General features: G+C 56.6%; 16 protein-coding genes. 4 read left to right on the forward strand and 12 right to left on the reverse strand.

All coding sequences use genetic code 11. The features are described 5' to 3' along the window. Window positions 1–135: 135 nt before the first annotated feature. The 7 genes from MPJ51_RS19885 to MPJ51_RS19915 form a co-directional block, all read right to left on the reverse strand. Window positions 136–636 carry a hypothetical protein gene (locus MPJ51_RS19885; RefSeq protein WP_298390492.1) on the reverse strand — a complete coding sequence of 167 codons (501 nt, stop codon included), beginning with the start codon at window positions 634–636 and terminating at the stop codon, window positions 136–138. Window positions 637–639: 3 nt separating this feature from the next. Continuing rightward, on the reverse strand, window positions 640–1,779 hold the full coding sequence (locus MPJ51_RS19890) for an FAD-binding oxidoreductase (protein ID WP_298390494.1): 1,140 nt from the start codon (window positions 1,777–1,779) through the stop codon (window positions 640–642). Further along, window positions 1,772–3,268 carry a M81 family metallopeptidase gene (locus MPJ51_RS19895; RefSeq protein WP_298390496.1) on the reverse strand — a complete coding sequence of 499 codons (1,497 nt, stop codon included), beginning with the start codon at window positions 3,266–3,268 and terminating at the stop codon, window positions 1,772–1,774. The genes MPJ51_RS19890 and MPJ51_RS19895 overlap by 8 nt, the downstream gene beginning before the upstream one ends. Then, complete coding sequence (gene speB / locus MPJ51_RS19900; RefSeq protein ID WP_298390497.1) at window positions 3,265–4,233, reverse strand: agmatinase; 969 nt, start codon at window positions 4,231–4,233, stop codon at window positions 3,265–3,267. The genes MPJ51_RS19895 and speB overlap by 4 nt, the downstream gene beginning before the upstream one ends. Window positions 4,234–4,237: 4 nt before the next feature. Next, window positions 4,238–4,921, reverse strand: a complete 684-nt coding sequence (locus MPJ51_RS19905; RefSeq protein ID WP_298390499.1) for an ABC transporter permease subunit — start codon at window positions 4,919–4,921, stop codon at window positions 4,238–4,240. Window position 4,922: 1 nt separating this feature from the next. Then, entirely contained in the window at window positions 4,923–5,639 is a 717-nt protein-coding gene (locus MPJ51_RS19910) for an ABC transporter permease subunit (RefSeq protein ID WP_298390501.1), read from the reverse strand. An 88-nt stretch (window positions 5,640–5,727) separates the two neighbouring features. Continuing rightward, window positions 5,728–6,522 carry a transporter substrate-binding domain-containing protein gene (locus MPJ51_RS19915; protein WP_298390504.1) on the reverse strand — a complete coding sequence of 265 codons (795 nt, stop codon included), beginning with the start codon at window positions 6,520–6,522 and terminating at the stop codon, window positions 5,728–5,730. Window positions 6,523–6,638: 116 nt separating this feature from the next. Here MPJ51_RS19915 and MPJ51_RS19920 point away from each other — a divergent pair, with 116 nt between their 5' ends. Both MPJ51_RS19920 and MPJ51_RS19925 read left to right on the forward strand, forming a co-directional pair. After that, on the forward strand, window positions 6,639–7,583 hold the full coding sequence (locus MPJ51_RS19920; RefSeq protein WP_298390506.1) for a LysR family transcriptional regulator: 945 nt from the start codon (window positions 6,639–6,641) through the stop codon (window positions 7,581–7,583). Between the two features lie 314 nt (window positions 7,584–7,897). Beyond that, a complete protein-coding gene (locus MPJ51_RS19925; RefSeq protein ID WP_298390508.1) occupies window positions 7,898–8,530 on the forward strand; it encodes a tyrosine-type recombinase/integrase in 633 nt (210 codons plus the stop codon). A gap of 445 nt (window positions 8,531–8,975) precedes the next feature. Here the strand turns inward: MPJ51_RS19925 and MPJ51_RS19930 are convergent, their stop codons facing one another. The 4 genes from MPJ51_RS19930 to MPJ51_RS19945 are packed head-to-tail and all read right to left on the reverse strand — an operon-like array spanning window position 8,976 to window position 11,797. Further along, a complete protein-coding gene (locus MPJ51_RS19930) occupies window positions 8,976–9,206 on the reverse strand; it encodes a hypothetical protein (protein ID WP_298390510.1) in 231 nt (76 codons plus the stop codon). 46 nt (window positions 9,207–9,252) lie between these two features. After that, a complete protein-coding gene (locus MPJ51_RS19935) occupies window positions 9,253–9,501 on the reverse strand; it encodes a hypothetical protein (protein WP_298390511.1) in 249 nt (82 codons plus the stop codon). A 44-nt stretch (window positions 9,502–9,545) separates the two neighbouring features. Further along, the gene (locus MPJ51_RS19940; RefSeq protein ID WP_298390513.1) at window positions 9,546–11,027 is read right to left on the reverse strand and encodes a hypothetical protein; all 1,482 of its coding nucleotides are present in this window, start codon (window positions 11,025–11,027) and stop codon (window positions 9,546–9,548) included. Between the two features lie 14 nt (window positions 11,028–11,041). Beyond that, window positions 11,042–11,797, reverse strand: coding sequence for a hypothetical protein (locus MPJ51_RS19945; RefSeq protein ID WP_298390515.1), 756 nt, complete (start codon window positions 11,795–11,797; stop codon window positions 11,042–11,044). Between the two features lie 362 nt (window positions 11,798–12,159). On the opposite strand from MPJ51_RS19945, the gene MPJ51_RS19950 reads away from it, so the two are divergent. Both MPJ51_RS19950 and MPJ51_RS19955 read left to right on the forward strand, forming a co-directional pair. Beyond that, entirely contained in the window at window positions 12,160–13,353 is a 1,194-nt protein-coding gene (locus MPJ51_RS19950; protein ID WP_298390517.1) for a hypothetical protein, read from the forward strand. A 12-nt stretch (window positions 13,354–13,365) separates the two neighbouring features. Then, window positions 13,366–14,202, forward strand: a complete 837-nt coding sequence (locus tag MPJ51_RS19955) for a hypothetical protein (RefSeq protein WP_298390519.1) — start codon at window positions 13,366–13,368, stop codon at window positions 14,200–14,202. 129 nt (window positions 14,203–14,331) lie between these two features. Here MPJ51_RS19955 and MPJ51_RS19960 read toward each other — a convergent pair. Next, window positions 14,332–14,514 (reverse strand): hypothetical protein (locus MPJ51_RS19960; RefSeq protein WP_298390521.1); only part of this gene is annotated, 183 nt, incomplete at its 5' end.

Here is a 14,514-nt window from a genome sequence, read left to right on the forward strand (position 1 = left end):
GCTCAGAAACTGACGGCAGCCATTGATGTTGAGGATGGGCATGCCCTCTATGTCCCGCTCCTCGATAGTCAGACCCGTTTGCGGCGAAAGTGCGATCTGAATCTTGCGGGATTTTGCACCGATGAATGACCGGAATCAGGAAATCCTCTGCAATGTAACAAATAGCATGCCGCGTCCGCGAAATGATGCTGCGTCAGCAAAAGCGGCGTGAGCAAAAGGCGGCTCCGTCCCGCATCCTGTAAATTCAGACCTCCAAAATTGCTGCGCCATATCCGGGGCCAGATAGCGTGCGGCCAGCGCCGAAGCAGCCGCAGTTCGACGTGCAGTCAGAACCGCACCGTCGAGCAAGGCCAGATGTGCCCCGGTGGTTCGGTAGAAGACCAGAACCGATCCGGCAATCGCGGGCAATTTGCGCGCGCTGTTGCCAGGGGTGGTCGTGACCACCTTGACGCAGCCGACGGTCTCTGTCCAGGCGGACATCAGCAGCAGCGTCGCACCCGGCTCGTCCGACATCGGCATGGTGTGGCGGTGGCGGCCCGGTGCGGTCAGCCCTTTGGCGAACAGTGTCTCCATCTGGTTGATCAGCGCGTCGAATGGAAGGGCTTCTGCGGTGGCCTGGGCATCAAATACCTTCATGGCTCAGCCTTCAAATCGCGCAGGTGAGAACCGGGCGGCATTGACGCCTGAGGCGGTGACATTCGAAGGCGGATCGGTCCCGGTCAGCAAAGCCGCCGCAATCTGCCCCACAGCAGGCGAGGTCTGAATGCCGTACCCTCCGACCCCTGCCAGCCAGAACAGGCTTTCGGCCTGGCCCGAGAATCCGATCACCGGCAAGCGATCGCTGGCGAATGTGCGCAGGCCCGCCCAGCTGTGGGCCACGTGGGTGACCTCAAGTGTGGTGCATTCGCTCAGGTAATGGGCGGCGTAGGCGATATCCAACTCTTCGGGCCAGGCGTCATGGGGGTCGACCGGGGTTTCGTCCGCCGGGCTGATCATCAACTGACCCGCGTCGGGTTTGAAGTAAAACACCTCGTCAATCTCGTTGACCTCGGGCATGTGGCTGACGTCATAGCCCGGCACCTTGACACTGATCGCGGTGCGGCGATGCGGAGTGATCCCCAGAGGCATAGCGCCCAGCAGCCCCGCCACGTCATCGGCCCAACCACCCGCCGCGTTGACCACGGTATGAGTCCGCACGACACCGGTCGGAGTTTCCAGTACCCAGATACCACCATCCCGGTGGGCCTTGGTAACCGGAGCAGATTGACGGATTTCGGTGCCTTGTGTCTTGGCCCCGCGAATATAACCCTGCAGCAGGTTTTCCACCTCAACATCCCAGCAATCCGGGTCATAAAAGGCGGCCTTGACCCAATTGGGGTCGAGGAACGGCATTTTCTCCAGCGCCCGATCGATGCTCAGCAGTTCGACCGGCGAGGCACCTGCTGGCGTGTTGTCGCGCTCGGTCTCATAGACCTGATGCAGATGATCCGCTTTTTCGGCATCGGCGATCAACAGGTTCCCGCGCGGGCGCAGCAGGGGGACGTCGGAAAACCCGTCGGGCGGAGATTCCATGAACCCAGCACTGGCTTGCGTCAACTGCCCGGTTTCGGTCGAATGAAAGCGCCGGGTGAATTCGGCCGCCGAACGCCCGGTCGCGTGATAGCCAAGCGCCGCCTCTTGTTCCAGCAGGATGACTGAACGCTGCCCCTGCAAGAAAAAAGCAACCGAAGCCCCGGTGATGCCACCGCCGATAATGGCGATGTCGAACATGTCAGGCATTGATCTCGTCCAACGGGAAGACCGGGCGGCGCAGGCGGGTGTAGGTCCGCCGCTTGACGTTCGGCGTGCACAGCCCCCCGGCATCGGTGACGATGATCTGCGAGGCAATCGGGGCAAAAGCCCCCTTAAAGTGCTGCATGGATTTCACCACGACCACGGATTTTTCCGCCGGTTCAATGCCCACCACGCGATAGATGTTCTTGTCCAGCATCTGCATCCGATCCGACACGGTCATGATATCGACCCCCTGCACCCGCAGGCACACGCTGGTTCCGGTCGATCCCGGCAGGCCAGTGAACATCGGTCCTTCGAAATGGAAACCGCCATCGCTGACGGCCATCACCGTGCCGGTGACCTGCAATGGCCCGCCGCCCACGCTCGGGTCGGTTTTTCCACCGATTGAGAGCGTGACTTCGGCTCCGACCCCGTGGGCGGCGAGTTCCGCAGCTGCTTGCGGGTCGAAAAGCGTGCCGACGGCTGCGTTTTCGATCCCGGCCTCAAGCAAGGCGGCAATGACAGCGGTGCAATCGCTATAGGCCCCCGATCCGGGGTTGTCCGAGAAATCGGCAACCACAATCGGTTTGTCGCCCGGCGCGGCGGCTTTGATCTGTGCTATGCAATCTTCCAGCGGGATCGGCAGCGCCCAGTCGTCACGGAAATCCCAGATGCGGTCGCAGATCCGATCCGCCACGGCCACGGCGGCCTCTTCAGTGACATCGGCCGTATCGTAGGTCACCAGAACCGAGGGACCGGCGGCCCAGACATCGGCATCAGTAAAGCCCGCATTGATCGCCACGTTCAGAATGCCGGGGGCCTGCATTTCGCGGGCGGCATCCTCTAGCAGACGGCACATTGGGCCATCGTCGGTGGTGCGCCCGTCATCGCATCCCACCAGCATCGGAGGGCGGCGAATGGCCAGTTTGGGCGCGATCTCTCCGGCCATGGTGCGGTGCAGCAATTCGCAGGCCTCGATGCCGCGCTCGCGCATGTCCACGTGCGGATAGGTGCGGAAGGACACCGCGATCTGTGCCAGATCGGCGGTTTCGTCGAAGATGTTCGCATGCAGGTCCAGCGTCACCGCCACCGGAATGTCGTTGCCCACGACCGAGCGAACGGCGCGCAGGAACTGGCAATCCCCATCCTGATCCGTTTCCGTGACCATCGCGCCATGCAGGGCGACGAACACGCCGTCCAGCGGGCCTGCCGCGCGCAGGCCCCGGATGGTGGCGTCGGTGAATTCGGCTCGCGCGACCTCAAGGATCGGGCCGCCGGGTTCGGCCTGACCGGCGGTGATATAGACCGGCTGCCAGCCATGGGCCTCGGCCACTTCCATCGCGCCGCCAACTTCCGAACCGGTGCCACGGAAGTTCTCGGGGATCTCGTCGCCGACATAGAAATGCTTGGCGCGAAAGTCGTCCATACTGGTGCGCATCACGGTGAACGTATTGCTTTCATTGCTGAACTCAATGATCCCGACACGGTACGTCATGCCGTATTCCTTCGTTGCGCGGCGCGGGCGCAGATGTATTCAAGCGTCAGGGATGCCCCCAGCAACGCGGTGATGTCAGAGTGATCATAGGGAGGCGCGACCTCGACCAGATCCATGCCGACAAAGTTCATGTCGACGCTGCCGCGCAGGAACTGGATGATGTCATTCGGGGTCAGCCCGTCGACCACCGGCGTGCCGGTGCCCGGCGCATAGGCCGGATCAAGGCTGTCGATATCGATGGTCAGATAGGCAGGCCGGTCGCCGACCACCTCGCGCACCTTGTCCAGCGCGCCGCGCCAGCCGTGGTCATGCATCCAGTCGCGATAGAGGACGGTGATCGGGTCATCATCCTCATAGAAGGTGCGGATGCCGATCTGGACCGAGTGTTCGGGATCGATCAGCCCCTCTTTCATCGCGTGATGCACAAAGGTGCCATGATCGAACCAGTCGCTTTTCTGCGTGTCGCGATGGGCGTCGAACTGGATCAGGGACAGCGGCCCGTGCTTTTCCGCATGCGCCTTCAGTGCCGTATAGGTGGTGCAGTGATCGCCGCCCAGCATCAGGGTGCTGGCCCCGGCCTCGGTGATATGCCGGGCCATGGCGATGGCGCTGTCGCGCATCTGCTCCACCTGCCCGCGCCGGAATGGCACATCGCCGCAATCCACGACCGAGAGGATATCGAACGGATCGAACCCCCAGGGCCAGACCTCGCCCCAGGCCAGCTGTGTCGTCGCCTCGCGCAGGGCGCTCGGCCCCAGCCGCGCGCCGGGGCGGCCCGAGGTGGTCAGATCGAACGGGATGCCATAGACCCCGATATCGACCCCTTCCATATCCACCGTGGGACGGCGGCGCATGAAGGTGCGGATGCCGGAATAAGGCATCTCGACATGGGTTCCGTCCGGGCCGGTGGCGGTCTGGAACACACCTTCGCGGCCAAAAACGATATCGTCTGTCTGAATTTTCAAGACGTCATCCTTTGTATTGTAGCCAGACATTCCGGCGTTCGAGCCAGCGCCAGACGGCCTCGATCACCAGCACGACCAGCAGGTAGTTCGCGGCGGCGATGTAAAAGACGCTAAGATCGAAGGTCTCGCCAAACAGGTACCGCGCCTGACCCATTACGTCGCGCACGGTGATGACGCTGACCAAGGCCGAGGCTTTCAAAAGCAGGACCAGCTCATTGCCGAAGGCAGGCAGCATGCGGGCCACGGTGATCGGCAGTATCAGCAGGCGGAACCGCTGGAACTTGCTCAGCCCAAGTGCCAGACCGGCCTCGATCGTGCCTTTCGGGATGGCCTTGATCCCGCCGCGCAGAATTTCGGCCTGATAAGCGGCCGAGTTCAGCGTGAACGCCAGCAGCCCGCAATTATAGGCATCGCGGAAGAACCACCAAAGGCCAAGCGCCCTGAGTTCCTTGTTGAACTGCCCCAGTCCGTAATAGATGATGAATATCTGCACCAGCAGCGGCGTGCCGCGCACCAGATAGATGTAACCATAGGCCAGCCCCGACAGGAACCGATGCTTGCTGAGCCGGGCCGCGGCAATGGGGATCGCCACAAGAAATCCGAGGATGAACCCAAAAACGGTCAGGCTGACGGTGTTCTGCAGCCCCTGCGCCCATAGGTCCAGATTTTCTGTGACATGCCTCAGCATCTCAGCGCCCTCCAACCAGATTGCGGTTGGCGCGGCGTTCCAGAACTGTCTGAATCTGCCCGGAAATGAACGCCAGGATCACATAGACGATGGCCAGAATGGTATAGAAGAAAAACGGCTCGCGCGTGGTGGCGATTGCCATGTTCGCATAGCGCATCATGTCGCTGACCGCGATGATCGAGATCAACGATGTGTCCTTTAGCAGGATCAGCCACAGATTGCCAAAGGCCGGGATCGCATGTCGCCACATCTGCGGCAGGATCACCAGAAAGAAAGCCTGCCTGCGGTGTAGGCCCATCGCAGCAGCGGCCTCGGCCTGCCCCTGTCCCACCGCCTGATAGGCCGTGCGCACCACTTCCGAGCCAAGCGCGGAAAACACCAGCGTCAAGGCAACCACACCCGCCGTGAATGCGTTAAGCGAGATGCTGGCATCCGGCACAAACAGCCGGGCGACAAAGTTCAGCAGGCTTTGAAGCTGATAGTAGATGATCAGAAGTGTCAGAATCTCGGGCAGACTGCGGAAAACCGTTGTGTATCCGTTGGCCAGAAAGCGCACCCATTTCTTTTTGGATTGCTTGCCCCAGGCGATGACAAAGGACATCGCCAAGGCGCAGGGGGCCGTAACCAGCGCCAGCGCCATCGTAACCCAGAACCCGCGCAGCAGCTCATCGCCCCAGCCATCGTCGCCGAAGGCCAGCAGTGAAAAAAGATCGCTCATGAAGGACGCTCCCGAATGCCAGATCACGCCACACTAGCGGAGGGCTCCGCCAAAAGGCGAGCCTGCGCCGGACGCAGGCTCAACCGGCTTAGTTGCCCAGGTATTCCGAAGTGGTCTTGGGCTGGGTCATGATGTCGAAATCGAAATACTCGCCCCGGATCTGATCGTATGTGCCATCCGCCATGATCTCGTCCAGCGCCGAGTCCAGCGCGGCGCGCAGATCGGTGTCGTCCTGACGCACGGCAATGCCGGTGCCTTTGGCGCTGTCGGGAATGAAAGCTTCGCCAACGAATTCACAGCAGGCGCCCTCGTCGGTTGTCAGCCAGTTGCCCAGCACGAACTGGCTGGCCAGAACCAGATCAACCCGCCCGGTTTCCAGATCCAGCAGTGCGTCGTCCAGTTTCGGATAGAGCTTCAGCTCGCTGTCGGGGAAGTATTCCTCCAGAATATCCACCTCGCCTGTGGCCGATTGCGTACCGATGATCATACCCGCAAGATCAGCAGGTTTGCCGCCTGTCAGACCGCTGTCCTTGGGGGCGATGAAACGGGTTGCGTTGAAATAGTAGGGCTTTGAGAAGCTGACGATTTTGCTGCGCTCGTCATTGATGGTCATCGACGCGATGATCGTATCGAATTTATCCGCGTTCAGCGCCGGAATGATGCCGTCCCAATCGGTGGTGACCCATTCGCATTTGACCTCCATCTTCTCGCAAAGCGCGTTGCCGATGTCGATGTCAAAGCCCTTGATCTGGCCCGCGCTGTCGAAGAAGTTGAAGGGCGGGTAATAGCCTTCGGTGCCCATCCGCACGACCGTGTCTTCGGCCAGCGCCGCGGTTGCAACCACACAGGCCGTAGCCGCCATTACAGAAAATTTCGCAAACATGAGTTCCTCCCGGTGGTTTGCCATATTTGGTTTGAGAGGATTCCCCATTGCCGCCTCTAACTCAAATTTATAGATTTAAGGAATGAAATTTATGAAACTTATGGATCAGGTCATCTATGAGCGACTTCGCCCGCAATCTGGACTGGAACCTTCTTTATACTTTCATGGTGGTGGTTCAGAACGAAAGCATGACCAAGGCAGCCGATGAATTGCTGCGGTCGCAACCCGCCGTCAGTCTGGCCATCAAACGTCTGGAAGAAAGCACAGGCAAACGGCTGTTGATCCGCAAGGGCAACAGCCTTGCGGTTACCCCGGCCGGGCAGGCCCTGTTTGAACGCGCCAGCGAAATTTACTCGACCATCTCTCGCCTGCCTCTGACCTTTGAGAAGGCACCGCGTGCCTTGGCCGGAAAAATCACAATGGCCTGCATCGACCATGTGGAAAGCGAGGAACTGGATGCGCATATCAAACGGTTCTTTGCCGTTTATCCCAGTGTCGAACTGGAAATCCTGGTGGCGACGACGGCTGATGTAATTCGGATGGTCGAGCTGGGATCGGCGACGTTTGGTGTTTGTGACGGAGTCATTCCCAAGGGCCTGACCAGCAGCACATTGGTGAATGAACGCTACGGGCTTTATTGTGGTGCCGATTATCACCTGGCCGGTCAAACCGGCCTTGCACCGATTGATCTGCGCGGCGAACCCTTTATCGGTTTCACGGCGGATGTTTTGGGTGGCAGCCATATGGGAGAGGTCACAGCCTTCCGCGCCCGCGCCTCGATCGGGCAATATGTCCGGGGCCAATCCAGCAATGTTCACGAAGTGCGCAGGATGATCGAATGCGGGCTGGGTATCGGGTTCCTGCCGACCCATCTGGCTGACCCGTTTGTCGCCAAAGGATCTCTGTTCCGGCTTCCCCCCTATGAGAAAGAACCGACAGCCAAAGTGTACTTGATCTCAAACCCGGCTATCGCGCTGTCTGCGGCGGAACTGATAATGCTCAAAGATATTCAGTTCGGAGAGCCTGCAAAGCAGGTCGATCAAGAGACTTTCTACAGATGAAGCGAAAATGCAGGCTTGGTATCGAATATTTACCAGATGGAGCGCGCGTAAAGATCGCACCGTAGAGCAACTTGAATAGTCTGACGAAATTTTGCTGCGTACGGCACAAATGGCCGTTCCTCGCGCCGCGTTGCCATGTTCAATATGATGCCCGAACGGCAAAATCTGTGCTGCGTGCGCCCGCAGCGAGAAAATCCAACGTGCTAGTTGGGCTAAGAGCTGCCCCCGGAGGCAGTGCAGAATGCTGTGATAAAATGCTCCGGGCAACGTCGGGTTGTCGCTTTGGGAGGGCATGGCGGATCGGAGGATCAGTCATGGAAACACCAAATCTACCTGCCATTCGCGCTCTTCGCCCAGCTTGGAACAAGGGTCGGATCGTCGGCCAGAAGCGACCTTTGAAACCAAAGCACGTCTGGGCGATCCGAGTGCGGCTTGAATTGGCTCAAAACCATCGTGATCTCGCGCTGTTCAACATGGCAATCGATAGCAAGTTGCGCGGCTGCGACCTGGTGAAGATGAAGGTCGTAGATGTCATGGCGTCCGGTCAAATCAAGGAACGGGCTTCGGTCCTTCAAAGCAAGACGCAGAAGCCTGTGCGCTTTGAGATTTCCGAAGGCACTCGAGCCTCTGTTGAAAAGTGGATGGAAGACGAGCTGATGATCGGTTCAGAGTACCTGTGGCCGGGCCGATTTCATGAACGCCTGCACATCTCGACACGCCAATATGCACGGATTGTCCGCGACTGGGTGACATCGATCGGCCTCGAAGCAAGCGCCTACGGAACCCATTCAATGAGGCGCACAAAAGTCACCCAAATCTACAAGAAAACCGGAAACCTTCGAGCGGTTCAGCTTCTTCTCGGCCATACCAAGATGGACAGCACAGTTCGGTATCTCGGCGTCGAACTTGAGGATGCCCTGGCAATCGCCGAAGCCATTGAAATCTAGGTCGTGGGGCCGTCCGAGAGGCGGCCCATAACGGACGAGGCGCCGGTAATTCCAATGCTGTGATGCAGCGCGCCAAAGCGGACGTCCAGTGCCAGGTACGGAAACGATCGATTCTAGGTAGCGACAAGGCAGCTCCATTATCGCTACCGCTCAAGTGGGTGATTGGTCCACGGATGGTTTGGCTTGGTCAGCCGATGCTCGATGCCGTTGACTTCACAGATCATGTCGAACCGCATGGGCCGGGAATAGATTGTGTTGCGATTGCGCGGCTGCTCAGCGAACTGGATGTCCCCTCGGCAGATTTGCCTTGCAAATCGCCTGCCGGGTAACAGTACGTGACGCTCCCATGACGAACTTGTCCCATAATGCTTCCCTCCATTCCAGCGAATGGATCGCGCCATCAAACCGTGGGATCAAACACCTAGAATGACGAAAACGATCTCTGTTAGTGTACGAGAAGAGTCCAGTCCGATGGAACCGTCGGTTTGAGCGCGGCTTCAATTGCATTTGTTGTACCGCCATCCACATCCGCTTTGTAGGTCACACCATCCTGCACTTCAGACGTCACGCTATTGACGCCGTTCACAGCTTTGATGTCATCATCCCAGGATCTCTTCTGCAAGGGACCGATTTTATCCTTCGTTGGGGAAGGGCCGTAAATCTGGACAGTGGGCATTTCAATTTCCTTTCGAACAAATCAACTTCCTAAAAATCGGGTAGCATCACGAGACAACTGCAAACCGCGCCAGGCAATCACCTGGATCAACATATCGCGACACGCAACTGAAACGACCTCCAGCGGCATCAATCAACGTGTAATTTGCGCCCCTTTGAATTCCTGCCATGGCGGCAGCGGTGGCAAAAATCAGATCAATTTCCTGGTTTTCGTAATTTCCTTGTGTCGATGTAGCGATAAGGGTGTTGTTGCCGCCCATAACCTGAGTGGCTCCAAGGATTGTCCCTGCAGGCATTGTCTTCTCCCTTCAATTGTGCGGTCAAAAAAACGGCGATGGACTTAATCACCACTACTTGAATTGTTCCCGGAAGCGGCTTTCTTGTGGAGCTGATCAGGGTAGTAAGTCTTCATCCACTGGATCGCGATATCGCGCTGTGTGATGTAGGATAGATAATAGTTGATCGGCACGCCGATCTTCCCCTCACCAGCTTTTGCAACATAATCGTCCAGCGCGACCATCAATGAATTAAGGTCAATCACCTGATTGGTCGATTCATCAACCTTAGCCACCGAGGACACCGCCGCCGCGATATAGTCGGATTTCATCTGTTCGATGGCCTGGCCCTTCTTTGCAGCAGAACCGGCCGCTGCCAGAGACGCCACGGATGCATCGCTGGAATCCTGCATGGCAGCAAGTTGCTTCATGTTCTCTGCCGGGTCGTTTTTCATGGCCATAATAGCGGTCTTGACCTGGTCGGATTTGATCGACGGGATCAACCCCATCGTGATAACCGAAGCATGGCTTTGAATGTTCGACGTCGACAGCAAATTCTTCACGCTGCTGGCCGTTTGCGCATCAATCCCAAATGATCCGGAAATGCTTTCCAGAAACAAGTCGGCCTCAACTTCGGCCCGTGCCTGCGCTGCCTTGGATTGGGACGATTGCGAACTCGCCGTCGCTTCCACCTTTTCGAAATGGACGAACCCGATAAAACTTGACCCGTAAGAAGCACCGGAAATAACCGGAATTGCCCCCTTTTGATCTTCTTTTTCGATAGGCACGAGCGCCATCTTTCGCATTTCATCCAGATCGTCGACCGGCATCGATTTGCCGGAATAGAAAACATAAGTGTCCATCGCCGCATCGGGATCAAGCTGCATTGGCGAAAACATCTGGACCTCTTTGCTGGTACAGTTGGCGCAGATCACCAGCGTGCCAAAGACACCGTGATTGTCATAAGCCGAGGTCGAGGCCTTGTGGGCAGAAGCACCCGCCTGCGCCCCGTATGTGTTTCCCAATAGGCTTGATACCTTGGCGCCGACAAACGTGGAAATTGAATTGGCCGTCGAACGCGACGATTGCTCGTTGTCCTCGTACCGAAAATATTGAACGTCCATATCCATGGTGTCAGCGGCGAGTGGCATGCTTTGCAGCGTCGACGAGGCGAAATCAATCGGACTCCGAAGCTCGGTTCCGATCTGCTGCTGACTTTGCTCCGATTTCGCTTGCGAGATCGCCTGCTCGGCACTGACGACTTTGTTGGCCAGGTCCGTGGCCGCACTTGTGACTTCGTTCATGATCGTGTCAATCCCGGCTTGCAATTGCTCGATTTGCTCCGGGCTGGCGCCAAGGCTGATCAATTCGCGCTTGGTCAAGTCCAGACTCAGTTTTTCGCGCAGCATCGAATTGAACTTGTCCCGCGCCGCATCGACCGGCTTTTGAAGTTCCGCAATCGCTTGCAGTTCCTTGATTTTCTGAGGCTTGATGATCATTCCAAGCACAAGGCTTGGGTCATATGGAATCGTGGAAGTTGATGACATCTAAAGCGCCCCCTTTACGACCGGTTCTCGAATTCATCCTGAACGCCACTCCAAAATGCCTTCGAGGCCTTTTGTTCGGTGTCGATCAAGGTCGCTTCGGCCACCGAAACGCTTGAGGTGCTTGTGAAAAGATCTTTGGTCAGTGCGCCCACGGCGATGGAAAGTGCATCAATGGCTGTTGCCATCGATTTCTCGTAGGTCACAAGTGCCGCACTGATCACGACCGAGCTTGTATAATGGTCCGACAATCGGTCAACGCCGGCATGTCTGCCACCTTCATGACGTTGTTTTTCGTGGGCCGTTTCGATCGCCGCTCTGAAAATGGCGCTCGCGCTGCGGGCCTCGGCTTTGTAAACCCGCACCGCCAATTGCCAATTGTCGATCGCCTCTTGAACTTTGCTGCCGCTTTCGATGCTGGTCTGATCAAATACATTGATCGCCTTTGCATAGACCTTGTCCCAGGTTTGATCCAATCCGGCAACACGCTCAACACGGTCCGGCCTCCGTAACTCGCGATTCAATTCATCGCTCACTTTTGGAGATCGACCAGTGTGTTCTGTAAAAAGTGCTTTTACTTCAGCCACACGTGGCTTTGATGATTCAGAGCCGAGACGTTTACGTGCGTCGAATACCAGCGTTTCAGCAAGCTCCAGAATTTTGTGTGCCGCTGCATCATGGATGGTCGGCAAAGCATCTCCGCCATCGGGTAGATGGCGCAATTTCTCATCAATATCCGCCACTTTAGATTTGCTGGCTTTTTCGGCTGCCATTGCAAGCTCCCCAAATAAAAGACTTTTTGAAAAACAAAAAACTATACCTGAAGAGTAAACTGTGATTCTCGAAATGTACCTGTGAAGAAGATCACACTTCTCACGCGAAGCCCGTCATCATACTCACTATTTTTGCGTGAATTATTTAGTCTCCTAACGATGTTTCGGAGAGCAGATCTGTCAACGTCACACTCCCCAAGAGTTCGAAACGAACGAAACCTTGCGTGATCATACCGAGGTAGGGAATTTCTGGCTTTTCCCGCACTTTTCGAAAAGAATGATTTGTGCTATTCTGTTTCGTGATTTTAATTCCGACTTTTTTCAACTGACTTCTCAACAAGCCCTTTTTTGGAGGTGCTTTTATGGCATTTGAACTCATTGATCCCTTTCCAGGGATGAGCATTGGTCGTGGTGTCGACACAACAACTGGCGACCTCAAACCCTCAATCGCGGTAAACGGTGATATCGGTGCCCAGCAAGGTGCAGGAGGTGCATCAGGCGGTTTCGAATTCATACGCGTCGATACGTCCGACCAGTTTGATCAGGCAATTAATGCAGAGGCGAGCGTCAGCTACGGCACATCCATATTCGGAAAGTCGCAAGGCGCCAGCGCCAAGACAAGTTACAGAGAGCGCTGCAAATATTCCAACTCGGCAACCTTTTCCATCATTCGGTTTACCATCGATAACCCATTCGAAAGCTTTACCACCACGCCGGTCTTGACGGACGAAGCCACCGAGCTGCTGAGCCTTCGAAAGATGGAGCGTTTTCGCGAACGTTTCGGCAATCGCTTCATCGGTGGGCGCTTTACTGGTGTCGAGTTTTTTGCGTGTTTACGCATTGAAAGCTCTAGTATTGAGCGGCAGCAGGAAATTCGCGCCTCGGCCGAGGCATCTTTTGGTGCCTTTAGTGCCAGCGGTTCCGGCGAAAACCTGCAGTCATCCCTGAACTCCGAGGACTCGATTCAGATCCTGGTTTTTCAGCATGGTGGCCTCATTCAACCGGTTTTCTCGTTTGAGGAAACGCTTAATCTGGCGAGAACGGTGGCGGATCAAGCGCAGAGCGGCCTGGGTGTGCCAACGGCCTACACGCTTGAAGAGTATCGCGAGCTTGCTTTGCCGGCCGATGACCTGAGCTTTGTGCAGCGACAGCATGCCGATGCCACGTTGAAAAAACTCGGCCGCGACTATCGCGCATTGGAGACGCTGATGAACGACATTGACTATGTCTTGCGCAATCAGCAGTTCTTTAAGAACCCGAAGATCAACAAACTCAACAACGCACTGACCCAGATCGCCGAGCTTCTGAACCGGATTGTCGACGCAGCGGACACCTGCGTACGCGACGCTACGCAATGTGAGCTGATCCCCATGAACCTTCCCGATATTCCGTTCCCACAGAGGAAGTCGGGTGAAACAACGCCGGGTATTGATCATCAGGGGCCAAGCGGCCTTGTCAATCCGCAGCCGGCCGATGATGGCCCTGTCCTGGTTAACCCACTTTTCGCGCAGCGCGCGCAGTTGTTCCAAAACATGCTTGCACAGCGCGGCAACTAGGGGGGTGCAGACATGGCTGACATTGATCTTGTTTTCGTCACCAACAATGACTTTCGCCCAATGCTCGACAATCGCGATGCCGCGTTTCACGTGCAAGGCATTCTCACCAACTCTCACATTTGGCAGCAGCGCGCTCAACATGTGCAGCGGATGTTCGATGGGCTGACGTTTGACCCGTTTTATCCGCGGGCGGATGAATTGAAGATTGTCAGCGCTGCGAACATAGATGATGCATTTTTCGAAGTTGACCGCCTTTCCCCAGATCGGATTAGGAACCTGTTTTTTGTCGGCCATGGCAGCGCGGATGATGGGTTCGTTTTCTCGGGTCAGCCCACCGGTCCGGGCGCATTGGACGCATTTCTGCCTGAAACGCCGCGCGAGCGGTTTATGCTTGAACTTTCTGATGTCGTTGCAGGCGGTACCGCGACATCCAATGCAAATGTCAGTTTCATCCGCAAGATCGCGGATCGTTTTGCCCCAAACAGCTTTAACGGGATTTACTTCATGAGCTGTTTCACCGGTGCGGGCGAATTGCCCGCTGCGATGGAAGCACAACTCAAGAACTTTGGCGCAAAGGATTTCATCATCGTCTCTTGGGCGGACTTTTACCAGACCAATGCGCGTGGAGAGCTGGGGGGAAACACCAACACAAGTGTGGCCATTGACGGAACAACCCACACCGTAGGTGTGCCGAGGCTGAACAGGTTTGTTGAATGGCGCGATCAGATCATTGACCCTGATACGATGTCTTCGGTTGCGTCGGCACCTCCAAACGGGATACCGACATCACCAGAGCTCCACGGACATGGGCAAGCATCCGTTTTAGAACCGCTTGGGATACTGGACTAGGTGTTCATGGATCTGTTGCAAAGTTTCTTACTGACCGAAGAGTTGGCATCGAACCCGCGGCTAATACCGCCAGTTCTGCAAATTGACGAAACGGACAAATCCGGCCCAAACCTGCCGTTGACCAAGTGATCAAGATGCTGCGTTCGCAGCCCGCATTGCGGTCATTCGCTGCAAGTGCGAACTCCCGGCTTTTTCGAATTCACACATCCGGGACGAAGCACCATTTCGCTGCGCCTGCGCCAATGTCGTCTTAACGGGAATTCTGTTGAAAAACAACGTGTTGCTGGCGCAGAATGGGGTGACCTGAGCACG

It is taken from the genome of Ruegeria sp. (assembly GCF_028066395.1).
In the GTDB taxonomy this organism is placed as follows: domain Bacteria; phylum Pseudomonadota; class Alphaproteobacteria; order Rhodobacterales; family Rhodobacteraceae; genus Ruegeria.

What these genes read in the sequence shown, in the direction of transcription:
- MPJ51_RS19910 (WP_298390501.1), bottom strand. Translation starts at nt 5,639, where the DNA reads ATGAGCGATCTTTTTTCACTGCTGGCCTTCGGCGACGATGGCTGGGGC.
- MPJ51_RS19920 (WP_298390506.1), top strand. Translation starts at nt 6,639, where the DNA reads ATGAGCGACTTCGCCCGCAATCTGGACTGGAACCTTCTTTATACTTTC.
- MPJ51_RS19955 (WP_298390519.1), top strand. Translation starts at nt 13,366, where the DNA reads ATGGCTGACATTGATCTTGTTTTCGTCACCAACAATGACTTTCGCCCA.
- MPJ51_RS19915 (WP_298390504.1), bottom strand. Translation starts at nt 6,522, where the DNA reads ATGTTTGCGAAATTTTCTGTAATGGCGGCTACGGCCTGTGTGGTTGCA.
- MPJ51_RS19905 (WP_298390499.1), bottom strand. Translation starts at nt 4,921, where the DNA reads ATGCTGAGGCATGTCACAGAAAATCTGGACCTATGGGCGCAGGGGCTG.
- MPJ51_RS19885 (WP_298390492.1), bottom strand. Translation starts at nt 636, where the DNA reads ATGAAGGTATTTGATGCCCAGGCCACCGCAGAAGCCCTTCCATTCGAC.
- MPJ51_RS19940 (WP_298390513.1), bottom strand. Translation starts at nt 11,027, where the DNA reads ATGTCATCAACTTCCACGATTCCATATGACCCAAGCCTTGTGCTTGGA.
- MPJ51_RS19895 (WP_298390496.1), bottom strand. Translation starts at nt 3,268, where the DNA reads ATGACGTACCGTGTCGGGATCATTGAGTTCAGCAATGAAAGCAATACG.
- MPJ51_RS19945 (WP_298390515.1), bottom strand. Translation starts at nt 11,797, where the DNA reads ATGGCAGCCGAAAAAGCCAGCAAATCTAAAGTGGCGGATATTGATGAG.
- MPJ51_RS19925 (WP_298390508.1), top strand. Translation starts at nt 7,898, where the DNA reads ATGGAAACACCAAATCTACCTGCCATTCGCGCTCTTCGCCCAGCTTGG.
- MPJ51_RS19935 (WP_298390511.1), bottom strand. Translation starts at nt 9,501, where the DNA reads ATGCCTGCAGGGACAATCCTTGGAGCCACTCAGGTTATGGGCGGCAAC.
- MPJ51_RS19930 (WP_298390510.1), bottom strand. Translation starts at nt 9,206, where the DNA reads ATGCCCACTGTCCAGATTTACGGCCCTTCCCCAACGAAGGATAAAATC.
- MPJ51_RS19890 (WP_298390494.1), bottom strand. Translation starts at nt 1,779, where the DNA reads ATGCCTGACATGTTCGACATCGCCATTATCGGCGGTGGCATCACCGGG.
- MPJ51_RS19950 (WP_298390517.1), top strand. Translation starts at nt 12,160, where the DNA reads ATGGCATTTGAACTCATTGATCCCTTTCCAGGGATGAGCATTGGTCGT.